This window comes from Bacillus sp. EU55, from assembly GCF_038005925.1.
GTDB lineage: Bacteria > Bacillota > Bacilli > Bacillales > Bacillaceae > Bacillus > Bacillus velezensis.
Genome location: NZ_JBBOUE010000001.1, coordinates 2,976,380 through 2,999,595, shown reverse-complemented (window position 1 = coordinate 2,999,595; position 23,216 = coordinate 2,976,380). Strand labels below are relative to the sequence as shown.

Here is a 23,216-nt window from a genome sequence, read left to right as displayed (position 1 = left end):
GAAAAAGAGAAAAGGGGCTGGGATTAAATGAATGCGATTACAATCGTCATAGCGTCTATATGTATTCTGGCGATCGCCTATCGGCTTTACGGTACCTTTATGATGGTCAAAGTATTAAAAATCAATGATCAGACACCGACTCCGGCCCATGTGCTTGAGGATGGGAAAGATTATGTGCCGACGAATAAGTGGGTGTCATTCGGCCACCACTTCGCGGCAATCGCCGCTGCCGGCCCGCTTGTCGGACCGATTCTGGCAGCTCAGTTCGGCTATCTGCCCGGGCTTTTATGGCTGTTAATCGGGGCGGTGATCGGAGGAGCCGTGCACGATATTGTCGTATTGTTTGCATCAATGCGGAAAAACGGGAAAACGCTTTCTGAAGTCGCCAAAGAAGAGCTCGGCCCGGTGGCGGGTTTTTGCACGGGTCTCTCGATGCTGTTTATCATTACGATCACGATGGCGGGGCTGTCCATGGTTGTGCTGCACGCGCTTGAGAAAAACCCGTGGGGAACGTTTGCGGTGGGGATTACGATTCCGATCGCGATGGGGGTCGGCCTCTATTATAAAAAAACGGGCAATCTCAAACTCGCATCAACTGTCGGGTTTCTTTTGTTAATGGCCGGTGTTGTCATCGGGCCGCGGCTGCAGACAACGGCTCTCGGGGACATGCTGACACTGGATGCGAAAACGCTCGCAGTGGCGCTTCCTGTCTATGCGTTTTTCGCCGCGGCGCTTCCGGTTTGGCTCTTGCTGGCTCCGCGTGACTATTTAAGCAGTTTTATGAAAATCGGGGTTTTTGCCGCTTTGATCGCAGGCGTCTTTTTCGTCAATCCCGCCATTAAATTTCCGGCCGTAACGGAGTTTATTCACGGCGGAGGGCCGGTGATCGCGGGTCCTGTCTGGCCGTTTATTTCAATAACGATTGCCTGCGGCGCCATTTCGGGCTTTCATGCATTTGTCGGTTCCGGCACAACGCCGAAAATGCTGGATAAATGGAGTGATATAAAGCCGGTTGCTTTCGGAGCGATGCTTGTGGAATGTCTCGTCGGAATTATGGCGCTCATTGCAGCTGCCGCTCTTGAGCCCGCCGACTATTTTGCTATTAACAGCACGCCTGAAATATTCCGCACCCTCGGGATGAATGTCGTCCATCTGCCTGAATTGAGTAAAGAAATCGGGCTCAGTCTGGAAGGAAGAACGGGCGGCGCTGTTACGCTTGCCGTCGGAATGACGTATATCTTTACGGAGATTCCGTTTTTCAGTCATTTGGCTTCATACTTTTTTCAATTCGTCATTATGTTTGAAGCGGTGTTTATTTTAACGGCGATTGATGCGGGAACCCGTGTCGCCCGGTACTTGATTCAAGAGTTTTTCGGAGAGGTCTATAAGCCGCTGAAAAAAACAGACTGGCTGCCGGGCTCGATTTTCTCAAGCGCGCTCGCCTGCCTGCTGTGGGGCTATCTTCTGTATTCGGGCGACATCAGCTCCATTTGGGCGCTGTTCGGCGTATCCAATCAGCTTATGGCGTCTGTCGGCTTAATTATCGGTGCGACCGTCGTATTAAAAATAGCGGATAAGCGGCGCTATATGCTGACATGCCTGATTCCTCTCGCTTATTTGTACGTGACCGTCAACTATGCGGGTTATTGGATGGTGCGGTATGTGTATTTGAACCCCGAAGCGGCGGGATACAACGTGCTGAATGGCGTTTTATCCATTATCATGCTCATTCTCGGGCTTGTGATTATCATTGCGGCTGTGAAAAAATGGGCGAATGTATGGCGTGATCCGAGTGCCAGACTGGAAGCTTCAATACCCGGATAAATCCGCGGCCGTCCGAACATTGCAGCATCATAAAAAAAGCAGAGAGCCGATCGGTCTCTCTGCTTTCATCTTATGACAAATCCGCCGCTTCCAAAAGGTAATCCGCCAAATGAACCGCGCGGACACGGCCTGTTAATCCTTCGCGTAAAATGCCGAGCTGCATTTGCAGAAGGCATCCGGGATTGGCTGTCACGATGACGGCCGCCTCCGTTTTTCCGGCGGCTTTCATCTTACTGTCTAATATTTTCATAGACATCTCTGACTCTGTTATATTATAAATCCCCGCCGACCCGCAGCAGCTGTCGGCCTTTTCCATTTCTCTGTACTCAGCCCCTTTAATGCTTTTCAAAAGCGTGCGCGGTTCCTCTGACGTATGCATCACATTGCGGAGATGGCAGGAGTCCTGATATGTGACGATATGAGGAGACTGCGCCCGCAGGTTTTTTTGATGGAACTTCAGATCAACCAGTACGGATGAAAAGTCTTTGAGCTTCCGGACGAATTGTTCGGCACGTTCCGCCCATCCAGGTTCATCTTTCAGTAAATGCGGATATTCCTGAAGAAAGGCGCCGCATCCGCCGGCGTTTGTAATGATATAATCAGCGTCAAGCGCCTCAAAAGCCGCGATATTCCGCTTGGCCAGTTCTTTTCCCATCTCTTTTTCTCCGCTGTGCCCGTGAAGCGCGCCGCAGCACGCCTGGCCGTCCGGAACCGCGATTTCACACCCGGCCGCCTGTAAAAGCGCCGTTGTCGCATGATTTGTCGCTAAAAACATCGTATCCATTAAGCAGCCCGAGAAAAAAGCGGCCCGTTTTTGGACGGGACCCGCGGCAGGAAGAAAACGCGGCCTTTCCTTCATGTCTTTCCGTTTCGGGGCGGGCGGGAGCACTTGTTCCATTGTGCGCAGATGTTCAGGCAAAACGCGCAGCATACCGGTTTTTCTGACGGCGGTCTGCAGTCCTGATCTTTGGTATATTCCGAGAAGATTCACGGCTGTCTGCATGCGGTTTTGATGAGGGAAAAGCCCGGTGAAGGCGGCTTTCCGCAAGAGGCGCACGCCCGGCTTATGTTTTTTATTTTGATGAATGATATCCCTCGCTTCTTCAAGCAGCTGTCCGTAATTGACCCCTGCCGGACAAACGGGCTCGCATGCCCGGCATCCGAGACACAGCGAAAGTGAGCGCTCGACATCTTCATCCGGCTCGATCAGTCCGTCAGTGACGGCTTTCATCAGGGCGATCCGGCCGCGCGGCGAATGGGATTCTTGAAATCCCGATTCAATATAGGTCGGACAGGAAGGAAGGCAGAAGCCGCAGCGCATACAGTTCAGCAATTCACCTTCATCCATGCGGGTTTTGAATTCTGTTTGAATTTGTTGCTGCTCTTTAGCCGTTGTCATTTCATCACCACCACGCGTTTCCTTGATGAATTGGCGAATATTTTTCCCGGATTCAGCAGATTTTGGGGATCAAGCGCTTGTTTGATCGCTTTCATGGCGGTGATGCCTTCTGTTTTCAGTTTCATTTCTAAATACGGCGCTTTTACGATGCCGACCCCGTGTTCACCCGTTATCGTCCCGCCCAGCTCAATCGCTTTTTCAAAAATGGCGGCAAAAGCTTTTTCGACACGTTCCATTTCCTCTGTATTTCGGATATCGGTGGTGCACGTCGGATGGAGGTTGCCGTCTCCGGCATGGCCGAATGTGCAGATGGACAGGCCGTATGTTTCTGCAATCTCGTTAATGGCTTTGACCATGCTCGCAATTTGTGATCTCGGCACGGTCGCATCTTCCAGAATCGTTGTCGGTTTCAGCCGGGCAAGGGCTGATAATGCGGACCGTCTGGCCTCTGTAAGCGCGAATGCCTCTTCCTCGGTTTCAGCCGTTTGGACGGATACGGCGGCTCCGTTTTTACAAATCGCTTCGATTTTTTCCATATCTCGTCTGACCGTGTCGATGTCACCGTCCTGTTCGATCAGCAGCACCGCTTTTGCATCGGTCGGAAGCCCGATCTTGGCGTAATCTTCAATGACCTGCAGTGTCGGCTGATCCAGAAATTCGAGTGTCGCCGGAATGATTTTTTCAGCGATGATGGCAGAAACAGATTCCGCAGCCGCTTCAATATGTTCATAGAGTGCAAGCAGCGTTTTTTTCGTTTCCGGCTTCGGAACCAGCTTTAAAGTCGCTTCCGTCACAACACCGAGCGTACCTTCTGATCCGACGAAAAGCCGGGTCAGATCATAACCGGCGACATCCTTTGTCAGCTTCCCTCCTGTGCGGATGATATCGCCTGAAGCCAAGACGGCTTCAAGGCCGAGGACATAATCCCGGGTGACGCCGTACTTCAAACCGCGCAGTCCGCCGGAATTTTCATTAATATTCCCGCCGATCGTCGATATTTTCATGCTGCTCGGATCAGGCGGATAAAATAAACCTTTTTGCTCAACCGCACGGATCATATCTTGCGTAATCACGCCCGGCTGGACGGTTGCCGTCAAATTTTCTTCATCGATTTCTAGAATGCGGTTCATGTGTTTGAATAAAAGCACAAGCCCGCCTTCAGACGGACATGTGCCGCCGCATAAGTTTGTGCCTGAACCCCTCGGCACGATCGGAATGTCATGCCTGCTGCAAATCGTTAATATACGGGACACGTCATCCGCGCTGCGGGGGGCGATTACCGCATCCGGCATGGCTTGCAGCTGAGGAGCCGCATCATAAGAATACACTAGACGGCCCGCCGCCGAATCATCATAATTCTCCTTCCCGACCGTCCGGATGAACGCTTCTTTTGCCTCTCGTGAAATCATGTTCTCCCAACCTCCTTGATAAGAAAAGCGTTTTCATTTCATTGTAAAGAAAAACGCTTCCGCACACTATGGAGAAACATATGAAAAATGATGATATGATTACGTACTTTTTGTATGTTGATCTAAAAAGCGGAGCGCCAAATAAAAAGCCGTTATGTCTTCGGGACGGTCAAGCTTCATATTTGTCAGTGATTCCAGTTTGGAAAGACGGTAGCGCAATGTATTGATATGAATATGCATGTCGTCGGCGGTGCGCTTTAACGATAATTGCCGATCGAAAAAGACGCGCAGCGTATCCAGAAGTTCTTCCCGGCCGAGTACATGCTTGAGAACCCGCCGTGAAAATTCCGACCGCGTACCGGGTGCGATATCGGCAATACACATATCCAGTTTTAAATCTTCTTCAAAGACGGCCTGCTTGTCACCGATTCCGGCTGAAAGTGCTTTATCCGCCTGTTCGTATGATTCCGCGAGGCGCTCTCCCGGAACGATCCGTCCGATGCCGGCGGTGACAGGCTGCCCAAAAACGGCGCCGATCTTTTTGATGAGCTGTGTTTTGGAAGCCGAATTTGCTTCATGATTAATGAGAATGCGTTCATTTCCCCAGCGGACAAACAGGTCTTCGGGGCATTCGTTCTGCCAGAGCCGCCCGAGCTCCTCCGCTTTATATTGCTCATAACGTCCTTGAATGAGTATGATCCGGCGGTATGCGTGAAGGTCTGCGCCGATGAGCTTTGCTTTTTCTAAAAAGCCCGGAGACCATTCTTTCAGCTGCAGCCAATCAACCAAAAAGGATTCAAGCATTCTCGCACGCCACTGCGCTTCTTCCATATGGCGCGTTTCTTTAATAAACAGCTCCGTCATTTTCCTGAGCAATTCTCCGAAAGGCAGGATATCGTCAGGGTCTCCTGTCAGACCGAACACTCCGATCACCTCATGGCCTGAAAAAACGGGGAGGTTCAGTCCTGCTTTTACGCCCTGGAGCCGTTTTTCATCTTCTTTCGTAATGATGACATTCCGTTTTTCGCGGGCGCAGATCAGTGCGCCTTCATGAAACCATCCGGCGCGCGCCTCGTTGGTGCCTGCGATGATCATCCCTTTTGTATCGGCAATAATCACTTCGCGGCTGTACATATGTTTGACTTCGGCAATCAATTTCTTTGCCAGTTCCGGCTGTAACTGCATGGCGATCCCCCTCGCCATTATTATACAAAAAAAACCGGGTGTGCCATCACCCGGTTCATGCTTATTGCGCAGGTTTTAATCCGCCTTCAAGTGTTTTGAGCATTTCATTTTTTTCTGAGTCTGACGCATGCTGCCAAAGAACTTCGAATAAGACGCCGAGGCCCGGAAGCATTTTTTCTTCACCGCTTTGGATGGCGTCAACGATAGTATGCTCCAGCTGATCCTGGTTATTGCCGGTTACATTGGCAATAACGGCGTTGCGTAAATTAAGATCCATTACAACCGCTCCTTTTTCCTGAATGTGATACGCATATTCTTACCGCGCACGCGGTTTATTATGTGCTGTTCTTGAGATATAATAACAACATGCATGAAAAAAGGAGAGCACAGACATAAAGTGAAACGAATCGACTCTGCAAAAAACCAAAAAGTGAAGGACTGGAAAAAACTTCACACAAAAAAAGAGAGACTTAAAACGAATACATTTCTGATAGAAGGAGAGCATCTGGCAGAAGAAGCGCTCAAATCAAAGGGAACGGTAAAAGAAATTCTCGTAAACGATGAGAGCGCCATCCCGGCCGATCTGGACATGAGCATTCCATGCTACGTGCTGAGCGAAGACGCGTTTTCAGCCGTGACGGAAACGGAAACGCCGCAGCGGATCGCCGCGGTCTGCCATATGCCGGATAAGCAGCCTGATCAGCTGAAACGGCTGCTTCTGATTGATGCCGTGCAGGACCCGGGGAATTTAGGAACAATGATCAGAACGGCAGATGCGGCGGGGATCGACGCCGTTGTCCTTGGTGAGGGGACAGCAGACCCGTACAACGGAAAAACGCTGCGTTCAGCACAAGGTTCTCATTTCCATATTCCCATTTTGAAACGTCCGCTTGATGAGTTTACCGCTGAGCTGAAATCACAAGGCGTCGCGATCTACGGCACGGCGCTTGAAAACGGTGCGGCTTATCAAAGCGTGAAGCCTGAAGAAACGTTCGCGTTAATCGTCGGGAACGAGGGGGCGGGAGTGGACGCCGGCCTTCTGCAAAAAACCGATCTCAACCTGTACGTTCCGCTGTACGGAAAGGCGGAATCGCTGAATGTGGCGGTAGCGGCCGCCATCCTCGTTTATCATCTCAGAGGATAGGTTGCGAAAAGCCTTGGATTTCACTATAATAGATAGCAATAATGTAAAAACCGTGACAGAGGACGTCAATTTTTGCACACGCTGCCTTCCAGGGAGAAAATGCCGCTGACTGAGAGCATTTTTATCGCAGCACAGAAATTGATTTTCACCTCTCGAGTTGTCACCGGGACCGCGCCAAACGCGCGTAAAGGTGAACCGGAACGATCGTTTCCGTTATGTCAATGAAGCTGTCGGCAGATGAAGTCTGCCTTAAAAAGGGTGGTACCGCGGCCACAACTCGTCCCTTCTCTCAAGGGGCGGGTTTTTTTGTTTTCTGAAAAAGGCATAGAACGGTTTGGTTTACATAAAAGGAGGATGCATGATGGAAGAGAAGCTTAAACAGCTTGAACTGGAAGCTGCAGAAAAAGTAGAAGCGGCGGGTTCATTAAAAGAAGTTAACGACATTCGGGTGCAATATCTCGGAAAAAAAGGGCCGATTACAGAAGTTCTCCGCGGCATGGGCAAACTGTCCGCCGAAGAGCGCCCGAAAATGGGAGCGCTCGCCAATGAAGTGAGAGAGCGCATTGCAGCAGCCATTACGGCGAAAAATGAACAGCTTGAACAAGAAGAGATGAATAAAAAACTCAGCAGCCAGACGATTGACGTCACATTGCCGGGCAGTCAGGTAAACATCGGCGGGCGCCATCCGCTGACGGTCGTTATTGAAGAAATTGAAGATTTATTTATCGGCATGGGGTATACCATCGAAGAAGGTCCTGAAGTGGAAACGGATTATTACAACTTTGAGGCGCTGAATCTGCCGAAGGAGCACCCGGCCCGCGACATGCAGGACAGCTTTTACATTACAGAAGAAATGCTGATGAGAACGCAGACGTCACCGGTGCAGACGCGCACGATGGAAAAGCATAAAGGCAAAGGCCCCGTCAAAATCATTTGTCCCGGAAAAGTGTATCGCCGCGACAACGATGACGCGACACATTCCCACCAGTTCATGCAGATTGAGGGTCTCGTCGTAGATCGCAAAATCAGCATGAGCGATCTGAAAGGAACGCTTGAATTGGTCGCCAAAAAAATGTTCGGCCAAGACCGTGAAATCAGGCTCCGTCCGAGCTTTTTCCCATTCACTGAACCTTCTGTCGAGGTGGATGTGACCTGCTTTAAGTGCGGCGGACAAGGCTGTTCCGTCTGCAAAAAAACGGGCTGGATCGAAATTCTCGGCGCCGGCATGATTCACCCGAACGTGCTGAAAATGGCCGGATTCAATCCTGAGGAATACCAGGGCTTTGCTTTCGGAATGGGTGTGGAACGGATCGCAATGCTGAAATACGGCATTGAAGATATCCGCCATTTCTATACCAATGATGTCAGATTCATTTCGCAGTTTAAACAGGCGTAAGAGGAGGATACACATGTTTGTTTCATATAAATGGTTAGAAGATTACGTTGACTTGCAGGGAATCGACCCGGCCGTGCTTGCAGAAAAAATTACGAGAGCCGGTATTGAAGTTGAGGGTATCGAGTATAAAGGGGAAGGCGTAAAAGGCGTTGTCATCGGACACGTGCTTGAGCGTGAACAGCACCCGAATGCCGACAAACTCAACAAATGCCTTGTCGATATCGGTGCGGAGGAACCCGTTCAGATTATCTGCGGCGCCCCGAATGTTGATAAAGGACAGAAGGTTGCCGTTGCAACAGTCGGCGCCGTGCTTCCCGGCAATTTCAAAATTAAAAAAGCCAAGCTGCGCGGCGAAGCGTCTCACGGCATGATCTGTTCTCTCCAGGAGCTCGGCATTGAAAGCAAGCTCGTGGCGAAAGAATATGCGGAAGGCATTTTCGTGTTTCCGAATGATGCTGAAACGGGAGCTGACGCAATGGCATCCCTTCAGCTTGATGATGCGATTTTAGAATTGGGCTTAACGCCGAACCGCGCCGACGCGATGAACATGCTTGGCGTGGCTTATGAAGTTGCGGCTATTCTCGGCACCGAGGTAAAGCTTCCGGAGACTTCATATGAAAAAGCGGCAGAAAAAGCGGCGGACGCTGTTTCCGTCAAAATTGAAGATACGCAGGCCAATCCGCATTATGCCGCAAAAATCATTAAAAACGTCAAAATCGGCCCGTCTCCGCTGTGGATGCAGACGAAGCTGATGAATGCAGGCATCCGCCCGCACAATAACGTCGTGGACATTACAAACTTCGTCCTGCTTGAGTACGGTCAGCCGCTTCACGCTTTCGATTACGATCGGTTCGGTTCAAAAGAGGTCGTCGTCAGAAAAGCGGCGGAAAACGAAACCATCGTGACGCTGGATGAACAGGAGCGCAAGCTGTCAAGCAGCCATTTGGTCATCACAAACGGAAAAAAAGCACAAGCCGTTGCGGGAGTCATGGGCGGAGCTGAATCTGAAGTCCGTGAAGACACTACCGCGATTTTACTGGAAGCCGCTTATTTCGATGGACAGACCGTCCGCAAAGCGTCGAGAGACCTCGGGCTGAGAAGCGAAGCGAGCGCCAGATATGAAAAAGGCATTGACCCGGCACGCGTTCTGCTGGCGGCTGAACGGGCCTGCAGCCTCATTCAGGCATATGCCGGCGGAGAAGTGCTCTCAGGCACGGTTGAAGAAAACCATCTGAAAATCGAAGCGAACAACATTCATGTATCTGTTGAAAAAGTGAACGCCGTGCTCGGCATGACAATCGCTAAAGAAGAAATCATCAGCATTTACAAGCGCCTCGGGTTTGCAGTCGGTGAAGCTGAAGACGTTCTCGTCGTAACGGTCCCGTCGCGCCGCGGAGATATTAGAATAGAAGAAGACCTGATTGAAGAAGCGGCGAGATTGTACGGGTATGACAATATTCCGTCCACGCTTCCGGAAACGGCCGGCACGACAGGCGGCTTGACACCGTACCAGGCAAAACGCCGGAAAGTGAGACGTTTCCTTGAAGGAGCGGGTCTTTCACAAGCGACCACTTATTCATTAACGAATGATAAAAAAGCGGCCGCTTTTGCGATCGAAAAATCATTCAACACGATGCTTGCTCTGCCGATGAGCGAAGAAAGAAGCATTCTCAGACACAGCCTCGTGCCGAATCTTCTTGAAGCCGTTTCATACAATCTGGCCAGACAGACTGATTCCGTTGCTTTATATGAAACGGGTTCTGTATTTCTGACGAAAGAAGAAAACACAAAACCGGTTGAAAAAGAACGGGTTGCCGGAGCTGTAACCGGATTGTGGCGCAAAAATTTATGGCAGGGTGAGAAAAAGCCGGTTGATTTCTTCGTCGCCAAAGGAATCGTTGAAGGCCTGCTGCATCAATTGAATGTGTCAGACCGGGTTGAATTTGTCCAGTCTGAACGGAAAAACATGCATCCCGGCCGGACGGCAAACATTCTATTGAACGGTTCGCTTGCCGGATTTATCGGCCAGGTGCATCCGGCAATGGAAAAAGAGCTGGATATCAAAGAAACGTATGTGTTCGAGCTTGATCTGCACGCGCTTCTGACTGAGGAAACAGAACCTGTCGTGTATACGCCGATTCCGAAGTACCCGTCCGTCACGCGCGACATTGCGCTTGTGGCAGATAAAACCGTTACAAGCGGACAGCTCGAAGCCGTGATCAAAGAAGCCGGCGGCGCGCTGCTGAAAGAAGTCACCGTATTTGATGTGTACGAAGGTGAGCATATGGAAGAGGGCAAAAAATCCGTCGCCTTCTCGCTCCAATATGTTAACCCTGAACAAACATTGACAGAAGAAGAAGTGACAAAAGTACATGAAAACGTGCTGAAAGCGCTGGAAGAAACGTATCAGGCGGTATTAAGAGGATAAAGAAAAAGCTTGCAGATCATTCTGCAAGCTTTTTTTATTATGACCGTTTCCGTTCTACAAGGCGTTTCGCTTTTTGCGTATTGGCAAAATGAAGTTTGGTGAACGTTCTGAGCGCACCTTCTCCCTTATTGATGATCAGCTTGGCGGCAGCTTCATCGACGTGCGGCCCCGCGCCCTTTGGAATCGTCATCCCAGCCTCACGGGAAAGCTTATCCATTTCAATTAAGAAAGAATATCGCGCAATGATAGAGGCTGCGGCGACAGAAAGATGTATGCTTTCCGCTTTCGTGCTGAAAAACGTTTTTTCTTTTACGATATCCCGTCCGGAAAGATGTTTAAAATAAATGCCGGGCTCTGCGAATTGGTCAATCAGAATCGCTTCCGGTTTAACGCCGTTCATTTTTCTCAGCAGATTGGAAATCGCCTGATTATGAAGGAGCGCCTTCATTTTTCCTTGGCTCATGCCTTTTTCCTGCATCTGATTGTATTTTTCGTTTTTTAACACAAGCAGGCTGTAAGGAATGGTTTTAATTAACAGTTTGGCGATTTCAATAATCTGCGGATCTTTTAAATCCTTCGAATCCTTCACACCGAGTTCTCTCATTAAAGAGAGCTTTGTTTTGTCGGCGTAGGCGCAGGCAACCGTTATCGGCCCGAAGTAATCGCCTGTTCCGACTTCATCAGAGCCGATCACTGACATGGAGGCAATGCCCGCCGGGGGAGCGTAAAGCGGGTCGGCCGCTTTTTTGACGGTTTTCTTTGCTTTCGGCGTCTCAGCCGTTCCCCAGCGGGCCGCTTCTGTGCCGGCGTTTTTTCCTTGAAAGAGAACCTTGCCCGAGCGGTAGGCTGTAATGGTACAGCCCGGAGGCTTAGCCTGGAAGACGGCGCCCTGCGGAACGGCGGGAGTAAGGGAGCCGGCATAGGATTGTTTCATTTGTTCCATAGCGGAAGCGGATACTTTTATAACAGAATGGGACACGATATAATCTCCTTTTTTGGCACTTTTCACTGTATATACCAGTGTATCATAACAGCCCGAGGCTCGTCTTTCCATTCAAACGATAATCGTGGTATGATAGGAACTAGGATTCTCGCGGAATGGAGGAGAAACGTTGTCTGACGGCAAAAAAACCAAAACGACAGTAAACATTTACGGCCAGCACTTCACCATTATCGGGGAAGAAAGCAAAGCGCACATGCGTCATGTGGCCGGAGTGGTTGATGATAAAATGAGAGAAATCAACGAGAAAAATCCATATCTTGATATAAATAAGCTCGCTGTATTGACTGCGGTCAATGTTGTGCATGATTATATGAAACTGCAAGAAAAATATGAAATACTGGAGCGGCAGCTTAAAGAAAAGGAATGAACACCATATGATAGATATCATCATCTTAGTTCTGCTCTTAATGGGCACATTGCTTGGATTAAAAAGAGGATTTATCCTCCAATTTATATATTTAACGAGTTTCATCCTCTCGATTGCGTTTGCGGCGCTTTTTTACAAAAGCCTGGCCCCGCATCTGAGCTTTATACCCGCGCCTGATTTTTCCGGCGGGCAGGCGGCTCTGTCTTTTATTAAAGGAAACGTAGAGACGGCTTATTACAACGCGATCGCGTTTGTCATTTTGTTTATCATCGCAAAGATTCTGCTCCGGATTATCGGAGCGGCGCTTAATATCATCGCCGGCATTCCGGTCATTAAACAGATCAACAAACTGCTGGGCGGGGTGCTTGGGTTTCTGGAAGTCTATTTATTTGCGTTTATCCTGCTATACGTCGCATCCGTACTGCCGGTAAGCGCGCTTCAGGATATGCTCGCACAATCGACGCTTGCAAATATCATCACACATCATACGCCGTATCTGTCAGGGCTCCTGCAAGAACTGTGGGCCCAGTACGGGGCATAAAAAACTTCTCTTGACCGGAGAAGTTTTTTTCAAGCTCTGCGTCAGTTGTGCCGGAGGAGAAAAATTTGTATGATGAAAAGCAGGAAACGACTGGGGGTTAACAGTATGCATAAAAAAGATATCATCAGGCTGCTTGAAACGATTGCGGTCTATATGGAACTGAAAGGGGACAACCCGTTTAAAATATCAGCCTTCCGAAAAGCGGCAGCGGCGCTTGAGCAGGATGACCGCAGCCTGTCGGAAATCGACGACATGATGTCTTTATCCGGAATCGGAAAAGGCACCTACGGCGTCATTCGTGAATATATGCAGGAAGGTGTGTCCGGCACGCTTCTCCAATTGCAGAAAGAAGTTCCGGAAGGCTTGGTTCCTCTTTTGAAGCTTCCGGGCCTCGGCGGCAAAAAAATCGCCAAGCTGTATCAGGAGCTTGGCGTTCATGACGCGGAATCGCTGAAAGAAGCATGCGAGCAGCAAAAAGTACAGGGGCTCGCCGGTTTCGGCAAAAAAACGGAGGAGAAAATCCTTCAGGCTCTCGGAGAAGCCGGAAAACAGCCGGAACGTTTTCCGATCGGCTATGCGCTCAGCATTGCTTCAGTAATTGAAGAACATTTGGCCCGGCTGACGGATATTCAGAAATATTCCCGGGCCGGCAGTCTCAGAAGAGCGCGGGAAACCGTAAAAGATCTGGATTACATTATCGCTACAGATCATCCGGAGGCTGTCAGAGAACAGCTTCTTTCCCTCCCGAACGTAAAAGACGTGATAGCGAGCGGGGACACAAAAGTATCAGTCATCCTGACCTTTGAATATGAGACGAGTGTGGATTTCCGGCTTGTGACAGAGGAACAGTTTGCCACCACACTGCATCATTTTACCGGTTCTAAAGATCACAACATTAAAATGCGCCAGCTGGCGAAAGAGCGCGGTGAACGGATCAGTGAATACGGAGTAGAAACTATAGAAACGGGAGACGTCAAAACATTCCCGAGCGAAGAAGCGTTTTACGCCCACTTCGGTCTGCCGTTTATTCCTCCTGAGCTCAGAGAAAGCGGGCAGGAGGTCGACACGTACCGGGAAGAAACGGACCTTGTGGAGCATAAAGCGATAAAAGGCGATCTCCACATGCACTCAGCCTGGAGTGACGGCGCTTTTTCCATCAGGGAAATGGCAGAAGCATGTATGGCAAAAGGCTATCAGTACATGGCGATCACCGACCATTCTCAATATTTAAAGGTAGCCAACGGGTTAACGGCCGAACGGCTCAAAAAACAGGCGGAAGAAATTGACGCGTTAAACGCTGAATTTGAAAATTTTCATATTTTTAAAGGCGTAGAGATGGACATCCTTCCCGATGGTTCGCTTGATTATGATGACAGTGTTCTGTCTGAAATGGATCTTGTCATCGCATCTATTCATTCAAGCTTCAGCCAGCCGGAACATGTCATTATGAAACGGCTTGAACAGGCGCTGACGAATAAGCACGTGGACATTATCGCCCACCCGACGGGCCGCCTGATCGGCAGACGGGCCGGCTATGAAGTCGACATCGACATGCTGATTGAACTCGCCGCCAAAACAAATACGGCGCTTGAGCTAAATGCAAACCCCGCGCGCCTCGATTTACGGACTGAGCATCTGATCAAAGCGAATGAAAAAGGTGTGACTTTGGTCATTAATACCGATGCCCATAATATCGAGATGCTCGATGATATGAAAACGGGCGTGACCGCTGCGCGCAAAGGGTGGACGGAGACAAAACATGTGTTAAACGCCCGGCCGCTACACGAGGTCAAAGCATTTCTGACGCGCAATGATTAAGTAAGGAGGATCACAAAACCGTGCAGCAAAAAGTGTTATCATCACTTGAATTTCATAAAGTAAAAGAACAGATTACCGCACATGCCGCCTCATCGCTCGGCCGGGAGAAGCTTCTGCAGCTGAAACCTTTGACGGATCTCTCAGACATCCAAAAACAGCTGGATGAAGTCGAAGAAGCATCCGCGGTCATGCGCTTGAGAGGCCATGCTCCGTTCGGCGGCCTGACCGACATAAGAGCCGCTTTACGGCGGGCGGAAATCGGCAGTGTGCTGACGCCGGCGGAATTCACCGAATTGTCCGGGCTGCTGTATGCCGTTAAACAAATGAAGCATTTTATCAGCCAAATGACAGAAGACGGCGTCGGCATTCCGCTGATACAGGCCCATGCAGAAGAGCTGATTACATTAGGCGATTTGGAAAGGGAGATTAACTCCTGCATTGATGACCATGGTGAAGTGCTTGATCATGCGTCTCCCGCTTTAAGGGGAATCCGCACGCAGCTCAGGACGCTTGAATCAAGAGTCAGAGACCGGCTTGAATCGATGCTGCGTTCATCTTCCGCTTCTAAAATGCTGTCTGACACCATCGTTACGATTCGGAATGACCGCTTTGTCATCCCGGTCAAACAGGAATACAGATCAAGCTACGGCGGAATTGTCCACGATACATCTTCATCCGGTGCGACACTGTTTATTGAACCGCAGGCGATCGTAGATATGAACAACTCGCTTCAGCAGGCGAAAGTAAAAGAAAAACAGGAAATCGAACGGATTCTCCGGATGCTGACGGAGCATACGGCTGAACACACACAAGAAATCGCTCAAAATGTGGAAGTGCTGCAGACACTGGATTTCATTTTCGCCAAAGCGAGATACGCAAAAGCGATGAAGGCGACAAAACCACTCATGAACGGAGACGGCTTTATCCGGCTGAAAAAAGCGCGCCATCCGCTGCTGCCCCAAGATCAAGTCGTGGCCAACGATATTGAACTGGGCGGAGATTATTCAACGATCGTTATCACGGGGCCGAATACGGGCGGTAAAACCGTTACGTTAAAAACACTCGGGCTGCTGACGATTATGGCGCAGGCAGGATTACACATACCGGCTGATGAGGGATCGGAAGCAGCAGTATTTGACAATGTGTTTGCCGATATCGGCGATGAACAGTCGATCGAACAAAGTCTGAGTACGTTCTCATCCCACATGGTCAATATCGTTAATATTTTAAAAGACGTGTCTGAAAACAGTCTTGTGCTGTTTGATGAACTCGGTGCCGGAACAGATCCGCAGGAAGGGGCGGCGCTTGCCATGAGCATCCTTGACGAAGTTCACCGGACAAACGCCAGAGTGCTTGCGACAACCCATTATCCGGAACTGAAAGCATACGGATATAACAGACAAGGCGTCATGAATGCCAGCGTTGAATTTGACATTGAAACGCTTTCGCCTACCTATAAGCTTCTGATCGGAGTGCCGGGCCGAAGCAACGCATTTGAAATCTCAAGACGCCTTGGGCTTCCGGAGCATATCATCGGCCAGGCGAAGTCAGAAATGACCGCCGAACATAACGAAGTCGATCTGATGATCGCATCGCTTGAAAAAAGCAAAAAAAGAGCGGATGAAGAGCTTTCTGAAACCGAATCAATCAGAAAAGAAGCAGAAAAACTGCACAAAGAGCTTCAGCAGCAGATCATTGAGCTGAACGCCCAAAAAGATAAAATGATGGAAGAAGCCGAGCAGAAAGCTGCGGAAAAACTGGAAGCCGCCGCAAATGAAGCCGAACAGATTATCCGCGAACTCCGGTCCATCAAGCAAGAACACAGATCCTTTAAGGAACACGAGCTGATTGACGCCAAAAAACGTCTCGGAGACGCGATGCCGGCTTTTGAAAAATCAAAGCAGCCGGAAAGAAAAACAGAGAAAAAACGCGAGCTGAAGCCGGGCGACGAAGTAAAGGTGCTCACATTCGGACAAAAAGGGGCGCTGCTTGAAAAAACCGGCGAGAAAGAATGGAACGTCCAAATCGGCATCCTTAAAATGAAGGTGAAGGAAAAAGATCTTGAGTTTGTCAAATCGGCTCCTGAACCGAAAAAAGAAAAAGCAATCACCGCCGTAAAAGGGAAGGATTATCACGTATCCCTTGAACTTGACCTCAGGGGAGAGCGTTACGAAAACGCCCTCAGCCGCGTCGAAAAATATTTAGATGACGCGGTGCTTGCCGGCTATCCGAGAGTGTCCATCATTCACGGAAAAGGCACGGGCGCCCTCCGAAAAGGGGTGCAGGATCTTCTGAAAAACCACCGCAGCGTGAAAAGCTCGCGGTTCGGGGAAGCGGGAGAAGGAGGATCAGGCGTAACGATTGTCGAACTAAAATAAAAAGGGAGTAAACGTCATGAATGCTTTTTGGGAAAATGAGCTTGTTGAAATCGCGGCTTATTACAGTGTAGCCGTCTTGTGTCTCGTCATTTTTCTGACCGTGTTTGAATTGGTGACATCCTATAAAAACTGGGTGGAAATCCAAAAAGGCAATCTTGCGGTGGCAATGGCGACCGGAGGGAAAATTCTCGGTATCGCAAATGTCTTTCAGCACAGCATCGCCCAGCATAATTCGCTTTTGCAAATGATCGGCTGGGGCGTATACGGATTTATTATGCTTTTAATCAGCTATTTTATCTTTGAATTTCTGACGCCCCGGTTTAAAATTGATAAAGAAATTGAAAAAGATAACAGAGCTGTCGGCTTTATTTCATTTGTCATCTCAGTCGGCCTGTCATTTGTGGTGGCCGCCGGGATTTAAGGGGACGGGGAAAAATGGAGAAGCTTGCGAAAGTGCTGCTGTCGGCAGCGGGAATTTTTCTGTTCATCGGACTTATTTATCTGGTCATGACATCTTAATACTGAAAAAAGGCTGCCGAACTAAAATCGGCGGCCTTTTTTATTGAGAATACCAGTTTATGCAGGCCGTATCGGAGCAAATGACGGCTTCCCAACTCATGGCGCGGATGACAGACGGCATGTCTTGGTCTTCCGTGAGAAAGAGTGTCGTAAAAGAATCATATATGCTCATAAAAGCGGCGCGCCGTTTTTCGTCGGCAATGATCATGTCAGCCCGCAGCAGTCCGCATACATCCGAAGCCGCCGTTTGATTGAGTGAAAATATGCCTTTCTCTTCGACCGGCTCATAATAAGTGCAGCGCTTTATGCCTTTTGAACGGAACACATCCAAAAGTCCCGGAATTAAAAATGGTGAAGTGACATCATCGCTCGGCAAGTACAGATCGGGATGAAGCCGATTAAACAGCCTGGCGGATTCAGGAAGTGCATATTCCTCCCGCAGTGCCGTGACAGCGGTCATAAGCGCAAGCGCCGTCTCTTTTTCAGAGCGCAATCCGCAAACGGTCATGACGGTTTTCCAGGAAACGGGTCTGCCCATCGCGATGATCTCCTCATCACTCGGATACATATGTTCATAAGGCCGTTTGCGCTTTTGCTCTTCCCACCCATCCGGCATCCGGACAAAGGGATGAAGCAAAAAGGCGGCCGACGTAAACGGCTTCGGCAGCTGGCGCAGGATAGGAACTCCCTCTTCAAAATGCAGCGTTTCCAGCAAACTCAACACCTCCTGAGACTCGAAATTTCACATGAAACGCTTTCCAATTCCAATCACCCTTCTGCTATAATAATAGCGTATAGGAAAACAGAAGGGAGAGGTATTATGCAGTCTGAAAAGCCATGGCTTTCTCAATATCCCGAAGAGATTCCGCATGAGCTTGAATTTACCGATCAAACCCTGCCATCCAATCTGACAAACTCCGCAGCTCAATTCCCGAACCATACCGCCATTTATTTTCTCGGAAAAAAACTCACATTCCAAGACGTTCTCACAGATTCGTTAAAGCTGGCCGCTTTTTTACGCAAAACAGGCCTGAAAAAAGGTGACAGAGCCGCCATTATGCTGCCCAACTGTCCGCAGTCGGTCATCGCTTTTTACGGCGTATTGTTTGCCGGCGGCATTGTCGTTCAAACCAATCCTCTCTACACGGAACACGAACTTGAGTATCAGCTGAAAGACAGTGCGCCGCGCGTGATCATCACCCTCGATGTGCTGTTTCCGAAGGTGATAAAAATGAAAACGTTATCAATCGTCGAACGCATTATTACAACGAGTATAAAAGATTTTTTGCCGTTCCCGAAAAATATGCTGTATACGCTCACCCAAAAACAACAGGTGCATATTGATTATGACGGCTGCGAACAAATTCACAAATTAGCGGATATTTTAAAAAACGAAAGAGCGGAGGAAGCGGAGCCATTTGATATTGACCCTGCGCATGACATCGCCGTGCTTCAATACACGGGCGGAACAACCGGCTATCCGAAAGGCGTCATGCTCACACATCGGAACATTCAGGCCAATACAGAAATGTGCGCCGCCTGGATGTACAAAATGAAAAAGGGAGCCGAAAAGGTGCTCGGCATCGTGCCTTTTTTTCATGTGTACGGATTGACCGCCGTGCTCAATTTTTCCATTATGCAGGGATGTGAAATGATCCTTCTTCCTAAATTTAATCCTTTGGATACCCTGAAAACAATCGACAGGCTGAAGCCGACGGTTTTTCCCGGGGCACCGACGATTTACATCGGGCTGTTGCATCACCCGGAGCTGAATAAGTATGATTTGTCCTCCATTGAAAGCTGTCCGAGCGGTTCAGCGGCGCTGCCGGTTGAGGTCAAACAGAAATTTGAAAAAGTGACCGGAGGAAAGCTTGTGGAAGGCTACGGATTATCCGAAGCATCACCGGTTACCCATTCAAACTTCATTTGGGGAAAAAATAAACCCGGCAGCATCGGCTGTCCCTGGCCCAATACCGACGCCGGAATCTATTCAGAAGAAAAAGGCGGGCTTGCGGGGCCGTATGAACACGGCGAGCTGATCGTAAAAGGTCCTCAGGTCATGAAAGGATACTGGAATAAGCAGGAGGAGACGGCGCGTGTCATCAGAGACGGCTGGCTGTTTACCGGAGATATGGGATATATGGATGAGGAAGGATTTTTCTACATCGCCGACAGGAAAAAAGACATCATCATTGCCGGCGGATACAACATTTACCCCCGGGAGGTGGAAGAGGCGCTGTATGAGCATGAAGCCGTTCAGGAAATCGTCGTAGCGGGCGTTCCTGATTCCTACAGGGGGGAAACGGTGAAAGCATTTATCGTTTTGAAAAAAGGCGCCGAGGCAGATGCCGATGAGCTTGATGCGTTTGCAAGAGAGCGGCTTGCGCCGTACAAAGTCCCGAAGCTTTACGAATTCAGAAAAGAGCTTCCGAAAACGGCCGTCGGAAAAATATTAAGAAGGCGTTTAGTCGAAGAGGAAGATGTTTCCCGTGAAAACAAGGTGCCTTAAAAGAAAAACTTGACAAAATCCGCATTCCTTTTTATCATGAAGTTATGAATGAATAGTCATTCATTTATCGAAGGAAGGAACGATGACATTGAACCAAAAACGGCCAAAGTATATGCAGATTATTGATGCAGCAGTAGAAGTCATAGCGGAAAACGGCTATCACCAATCACAGGTGTCCAAAATCGCCAAGCAGGCCGGCGTTGCGGACGGCACCATCTATTTATATTTCAAAAACAAAGAGGATATACTCATTTCTCTTTTTAAAGAAAAGATGGGCCAGTTCATTGAACGCATGGAAGAAGAAGTGAAAGAAAAAACGACGGCAAAAGAAAAACTCGCCCTCGTTATTAAGCAGCATTTCACACTGCTCGGCAATGACCGCCACCTCGCGATTGTGACCCAGCTTGAGCTCAGACAGTCGAATATCAAGCTGCGCCTGAAAATCAATGATATTTTAAAAGGTTATTTAAACATGCTGGACACCATTTTGACCGAAGGAATTAAGTCGGGGGAATGGAAAGACAATCTCGACGTCCGCCTCGCCCGGCAGATGATATTCGGGACGATAGATGAAACAGTGACAACATGGGTGATGAACGATCAGAAATATGATCTTCCGGATTTGTCAGACAAGGTATTGGAGCTGTTGGTGTCAGGGATTCATCAAAACTAAAGGGGGTTGACGGATGAACAGCCTTTCGATGGCGGTAGAACAATCTGTTGCGGTGATCATCATTAATCATCAGCCGGCCAACGCGCTGTCCGGTGCGGTTTTAGATGAGTTGTCCGGTCTGTTCGACCGGTGTGAAACGGATGACAGCGTCAGAAGTATCATTATTCGCGGTGAGGGAAAATTTTTCTCGGCGGGCGCCGATATAAAGGAATTTACGTCGCTTGAAAATCTTGAGCAATCTTCTGCCATGGCGGATAAAGGCCAGCAGCTGATGGAAAGAATTGAAGGGTTTCCGAAGCCCGTTATCGCAGCGATTCACGGCGCTGCGCTCGGAGGCGGTCTTGAGCTAGCCATGGCCTGCCATATCAGAATCGCTACATTGGATGCAAAGCTCGGCCTGCCCGAGCTGAATCTCGGCATTATTCCGGGCTTTGCCGGGACGCAGCGGCTTCCCCGGTACGTCGGTACGGCGAAAGCGCTTGAAATGATCGGCACTTCAGAACCTGTGACCGGAGAAGAAGCACTCAGCCTCGGCCTTGTCACGATAGGCGCCGAACATGAGGAAGAGCTGCTGAAAAAGGCGAAAACGCTCGCGGGCAAGTTTGCGGAAAAAAGCCCGCAGTCAATGGCTTATCTGCTTGAGCTCCTTTATTCAAACAAGATCTATTCTTATGACGGCGGCTTAAAGCTTGAAGCAAAGCGCTTTGGGGAAGCATTTGCATCAGATGACGCAAAAGAAGGCATTCAGGCATTTCTCGAAAAAAGAAAGCCTCAATTCGGTGGGCGAAGATAAAGGGGATAAGATTATGAATCTATTTGTACTGATGAAACGGACGTTTGACACAGAAGAGAAAATCGTCATTGAAGCAGGAAAGATTCAGGAGGACGGGGCCGAATTTATCATTAATCCGTATGATGAATACGCCATTGAAGAAGCCATTCAGCTGAAGGAAGAGCACGGCGGAACCGTTACCGCTGTAACCGTCGGCGGAGAAGATGCGGAGAAAGAACTGAGAACCGCCCTTGCGATGGGCTGTGACCAGGCGGTGTTAATCAATATTGAAGATGATCTGAGCGATCCTGACCAATACTCCATTTCAACTATCTTATATCATTATTTCAAGGATCGCGAATATGATCTGATTCTCGGAGGAAATGTCGCGATTGACGGCGGTTCCGGCCAAGTGGCTCCAAGGCTTGCCGAACTGCTGAACATTCCTTGCGTCACAACGATTACAAAACTGACAATCAGCGGCGATGAAGCTGTGGCAGAGAAAGACAACGAAGGGGATACCGAAATCATTAAAACCTCACTTCCTTTAGTCATCACGGCACAGCAAGGCTTAAACGAGCCGCGCTATCCGTCGCTTCCGGGCATTATGAAGGCGAAGAAAAAACCGCTGGAAGAACTTGAGCTCGATGATCTCGATATTGATGAAGATGATGCCGCACCGAAGCTCAAAACGATCGAACGTTTTCTGCCGCCGCAAAAAGAAGCGGGCAGACTGATCGAAGGAGAAGCCGCTGAGCAGGCGAAAGAGCTTGTGTCACTGCTGAGAAAAGAAGCCAAAGTCGTATAAACCGATATTAAAGAAACTGGGGGATGTCAGAATGGGAAAAAAAGTGATCGTACTCGGAGAAATTCGTGACGGCGCCTTACGGAACGTCACCTTTGAAGCCATAGCCGCAGGCAAAACCATTTCCGGCGGAGGAGATGTCATCGGCGTGCTGATGGGAAAAGGCGCGGCTGATGCAGCATCAGAACTCATTCAGTACGGCGCCGACAAAGTATTTACGGCCGATGCGCCGGGGCTTTCTCAGTATACGGCGGACGGATATGCCGCGGTTCTCGGGAATTTGATCGAAAATGAAAAGCCTGATGCGGTCATTTTCGGCCACACTTCTATGGGAAAAGATTTGTCGCCTAAGCTTGCGGCCCGGTTTGAAACGGGGCTGATTTCAGACAGCACGGATGTAAGCGTTACCGGAGGCAACATCGTTTTTACAAGACCGATTTATTCGGGAAAAGCCTTTGAACAGGTGATTTCAACCGATCCTTTCATTTTGGCGACAATTCGGCCGAATAATATTCAGGCATTAGAAAAAGACGCGAACCGGACGGGTGATATTGAAGAGCTTGCGGCGCCTCCGGCAGATTTGCGGACGGTCATTGAAGAAGTAGTCAAAAAAACGGCGGACGGCGTGGATTTATCAGAAGCGAAAATTATCGTAGCAGGCGGCCGCGGTGTAAAAAGCAAGGATGGATTTGAACCGTTAAAAGAACTTGCCGAGGTGCTCGGAGCAGCGGTGGGCGCTTCACGCGGCGCGTGTGACGCGGACTATTGCGATTATTCTCTTCAAATCGGCCAGACGGGAAAAGTCGTCACGCCGGATTTGTATATCGCCTGCGGCATTTCCGGAGCGATTCAGCACTTGGCGGGCATGTCAAACAGTAAGGTCATTGTTGCCATTAACAAAGACCCGGAAGCGGAAATATTTAAAATAGCGGACTACGGAATTGTCGGCGATTTGTTCGAAGTGGTTCCGCTTCTGACCCAGGAATTTAAAAATGCCAATATTCATTCATAATCAAAACCCTCTGGCTTAATTTGTCAGAGGGTTT

20 protein-coding genes are annotated in these 23,216 nt (G+C 49.3%); 14 read left to right on the top strand and 6 right to left on the bottom strand.

Annotation, left to right across the window (positions count from 1 at the left end):
* The first annotated feature begins 27 nt into the window (after window positions 1–27).
* Window positions 28–1,824, top strand: a complete 1,797-nt coding sequence (cstA, locus tag NYE50_RS15215; protein WP_012118141.1) for a carbon starvation protein CstA — start codon at window positions 28–30, stop codon at window positions 1,822–1,824.
* A gap of 70 nt (window positions 1,825–1,894) precedes the next feature.
* Here cstA and NYE50_RS15210 read toward each other — a convergent pair whose 3' ends face one another.
* From NYE50_RS15210 to sspI, 4 genes are all read right to left on the bottom strand, one after another.
* Window positions 1,895–3,223, bottom strand: a complete 1,329-nt coding sequence (locus NYE50_RS15210; protein WP_025285083.1) for a (Fe-S)-binding protein — start codon at window positions 3,221–3,223, stop codon at window positions 1,895–1,897.
* Window positions 3,220–4,632, bottom strand: a complete 1,413-nt coding sequence (gene glcD / locus NYE50_RS15205; protein ID WP_015417962.1) for a glycolate oxidase subunit GlcD — start codon at window positions 4,630–4,632, stop codon at window positions 3,220–3,222. The genes NYE50_RS15210 and glcD overlap by 4 nt, the downstream gene beginning before the upstream one ends.
* Before the next feature lie 99 nt (window positions 4,633–4,731).
* Window positions 4,732–5,817 (bottom strand): CdaR family transcriptional regulator, encoded by a 1,086-nt coding sequence (locus NYE50_RS15200; protein ID WP_159354447.1) that lies wholly within the window; start codon window positions 5,815–5,817, stop codon window positions 4,732–4,734.
* A gap of 61 nt (window positions 5,818–5,878) precedes the next feature.
* Complete coding sequence (sspI, locus tag NYE50_RS15195) at window positions 5,879–6,094, bottom strand: small acid-soluble spore protein SspI (protein WP_003152527.1); 216 nt, start codon at window positions 6,092–6,094, stop codon at window positions 5,879–5,881.
* A gap of 120 nt (window positions 6,095–6,214) precedes the next feature.
* On the opposite strand from sspI, the gene NYE50_RS15190 reads away from it, so the two are divergent.
* From NYE50_RS15190 to pheT, 3 genes are all read left to right on the top strand, one after another.
* On the top strand, window positions 6,215–6,961 hold the full coding sequence (locus tag NYE50_RS15190) for a TrmH family RNA methyltransferase (RefSeq protein ID WP_159354446.1): 747 nt from the start codon (window positions 6,215–6,217) through the stop codon (window positions 6,959–6,961).
* Window positions 6,962–7,322: 361 nt separating this feature from the next.
* A complete protein-coding gene (gene pheS / locus NYE50_RS15185) occupies window positions 7,323–8,357 on the top strand; it encodes a phenylalanine--tRNA ligase subunit alpha (protein WP_016938647.1) in 1,035 nt (344 codons plus the stop codon).
* A gap of 13 nt (window positions 8,358–8,370) precedes the next feature.
* On the top strand, window positions 8,371–10,785 hold the full coding sequence (pheT, locus tag NYE50_RS15180) for a phenylalanine--tRNA ligase subunit beta (RefSeq protein ID WP_159354445.1): 2,415 nt from the start codon (window positions 8,371–8,373) through the stop codon (window positions 10,783–10,785).
* Between the two features lie 37 nt (window positions 10,786–10,822).
* Here the strand turns inward: pheT and rnhC are convergent, their stop codons facing one another.
* Window positions 10,823–11,764, bottom strand: a complete 942-nt coding sequence (rnhC, locus tag NYE50_RS15175; protein ID WP_053573141.1) for a ribonuclease HIII — start codon at window positions 11,762–11,764, stop codon at window positions 10,823–10,825.
* A gap of 133 nt (window positions 11,765–11,897) precedes the next feature.
* On the opposite strand from rnhC, the gene zapA reads away from it, so the two are divergent.
* The 5 genes from zapA (at window position 11,898) to NYE50_RS15150 (ending at window position 17,313) form a co-directional block, all read left to right on the top strand.
* On the top strand, window positions 11,898–12,155 hold the full coding sequence (gene zapA, locus NYE50_RS15170; protein WP_007408114.1) for a cell division protein ZapA: 258 nt from the start codon (window positions 11,898–11,900) through the stop codon (window positions 12,153–12,155).
* 7 nt (window positions 12,156–12,162) lie between these two features.
* Window positions 12,163–12,696, top strand: a complete 534-nt coding sequence (locus tag NYE50_RS15165) for a CvpA family protein (protein ID WP_014418586.1) — start codon at window positions 12,163–12,165, stop codon at window positions 12,694–12,696.
* 105 nt (window positions 12,697–12,801) lie between these two features.
* Window positions 12,802–14,514 carry a DNA polymerase/3'-5' exonuclease PolX gene (gene polX, locus NYE50_RS15160; protein ID WP_007408115.1) on the top strand — a complete coding sequence of 571 codons (1,713 nt, stop codon included), beginning with the start codon at window positions 12,802–12,804 and terminating at the stop codon, window positions 14,512–14,514.
* A gap of 20 nt (window positions 14,515–14,534) precedes the next feature.
* A complete protein-coding gene (locus NYE50_RS15155) occupies window positions 14,535–16,892 on the top strand; it encodes an endonuclease MutS2 (RefSeq protein ID WP_159354444.1) in 2,358 nt (785 codons plus the stop codon).
* A 16-nt stretch (window positions 16,893–16,908) separates the two neighbouring features.
* Complete coding sequence (locus NYE50_RS15150; protein ID WP_003152541.1) at window positions 16,909–17,313, top strand: DUF350 domain-containing protein; 405 nt, start codon at window positions 16,909–16,911, stop codon at window positions 17,311–17,313.
* Window positions 17,314–17,451: 138 nt separating this feature from the next.
* On the opposite strand, the gene NYE50_RS15145 is transcribed toward NYE50_RS15150, so the two are convergent.
* Window positions 17,452–18,126: a DUF2711 family protein gene (locus NYE50_RS15145; protein ID WP_172869985.1), complete on the bottom strand. Its 675-nt coding sequence runs from the start codon at window positions 18,124–18,126 to the stop codon at window positions 17,452–17,454.
* A 105-nt stretch (window positions 18,127–18,231) separates the two neighbouring features.
* On the opposite strand from NYE50_RS15145, the gene NYE50_RS15140 reads away from it, so the two are divergent.
* The 5 genes from NYE50_RS15140 to NYE50_RS15120 all read left to right on the top strand — a co-directional run bounded on the left by NYE50_RS15140 (window position 18,232) and on the right by NYE50_RS15120 (window position 23,182).
* Window positions 18,232–19,920, top strand: coding sequence for an AMP-binding protein (locus NYE50_RS15140; RefSeq protein ID WP_172869984.1), 1,689 nt, complete (start codon window positions 18,232–18,234; stop codon window positions 19,918–19,920).
* 88 nt (window positions 19,921–20,008) lie between these two features.
* On the top strand, window positions 20,009–20,593 hold the full coding sequence (locus NYE50_RS15135; RefSeq protein WP_007408119.1) for a TetR/AcrR family transcriptional regulator: 585 nt from the start codon (window positions 20,009–20,011) through the stop codon (window positions 20,591–20,593).
* 13 nt (window positions 20,594–20,606) lie between these two features.
* A complete protein-coding gene (locus NYE50_RS15130) occupies window positions 20,607–21,386 on the top strand; it encodes an enoyl-CoA hydratase (RefSeq protein WP_029973355.1) in 780 nt (259 codons plus the stop codon).
* A 13-nt stretch (window positions 21,387–21,399) separates the two neighbouring features.
* On the top strand, window positions 21,400–22,173 hold the full coding sequence (locus NYE50_RS15125) for an electron transfer flavoprotein subunit beta/FixA family protein (RefSeq protein WP_007408121.1): 774 nt from the start codon (window positions 21,400–21,402) through the stop codon (window positions 22,171–22,173).
* 31 nt (window positions 22,174–22,204) lie between these two features.
* The gene (locus tag NYE50_RS15120; protein WP_159354442.1) at window positions 22,205–23,182 is read left to right on the top strand and encodes an electron transfer flavoprotein subunit alpha/FixB family protein; all 978 of its coding nucleotides are present in this window, start codon (window positions 22,205–22,207) and stop codon (window positions 23,180–23,182) included.
* Window positions 23,183–23,216 lie beyond the last annotated feature (34 nt).

Excerpts from the sequence above, each read along its gene's own strand:
- cstA (WP_012118141.1), top strand. The coding sequence starts at position 28 with ATGAATGCGATTACAATCGTCATAGCGTCTATATGTATTCTGGCGATC.
- NYE50_RS15210 (WP_025285083.1), bottom strand. The coding sequence starts at position 3,223 with ATGACAACGGCTAAAGAGCAGCAACAAATTCAAACAGAATTCAAAACC.
- glcD (WP_015417962.1), bottom strand. The coding sequence starts at position 4,632 with ATGATTTCACGAGAGGCAAAAGAAGCGTTCATCCGGACGGTCGGGAAG.
- NYE50_RS15200 (WP_159354447.1), bottom strand. The coding sequence starts at position 5,817 with ATGCAGTTACAGCCGGAACTGGCAAAGAAATTGATTGCCGAAGTCAAA.
- sspI (WP_003152527.1), bottom strand. The coding sequence starts at position 6,094 with ATGGATCTTAATTTACGCAACGCCGTTATTGCCAATGTAACCGGCAAT.
- pheS (WP_016938647.1), top strand. The coding sequence starts at position 7,323 with ATGGAAGAGAAGCTTAAACAGCTTGAACTGGAAGCTGCAGAAAAAGTA.
- pheT (WP_159354445.1), top strand. The coding sequence starts at position 8,371 with ATGTTTGTTTCATATAAATGGTTAGAAGATTACGTTGACTTGCAGGGA.
- NYE50_RS15165 (WP_014418586.1), top strand. The coding sequence starts at position 12,163 with ATGATAGATATCATCATCTTAGTTCTGCTCTTAATGGGCACATTGCTT.
- polX (WP_007408115.1), top strand. The coding sequence starts at position 12,802 with ATGCATAAAAAAGATATCATCAGGCTGCTTGAAACGATTGCGGTCTAT.
- NYE50_RS15150 (WP_003152541.1), top strand. The coding sequence starts at position 16,909 with ATGAATGCTTTTTGGGAAAATGAGCTTGTTGAAATCGCGGCTTATTAC.
- NYE50_RS15140 (WP_172869984.1), top strand. The coding sequence starts at position 18,232 with ATGCAGTCTGAAAAGCCATGGCTTTCTCAATATCCCGAAGAGATTCCG.
- NYE50_RS15130 (WP_029973355.1), top strand. The coding sequence starts at position 20,607 with ATGAACAGCCTTTCGATGGCGGTAGAACAATCTGTTGCGGTGATCATC.
- NYE50_RS15125 (WP_007408121.1), top strand. The coding sequence starts at position 21,400 with ATGAATCTATTTGTACTGATGAAACGGACGTTTGACACAGAAGAGAAA.
- NYE50_RS15120 (WP_159354442.1), top strand. The coding sequence starts at position 22,205 with ATGGGAAAAAAAGTGATCGTACTCGGAGAAATTCGTGACGGCGCCTTA.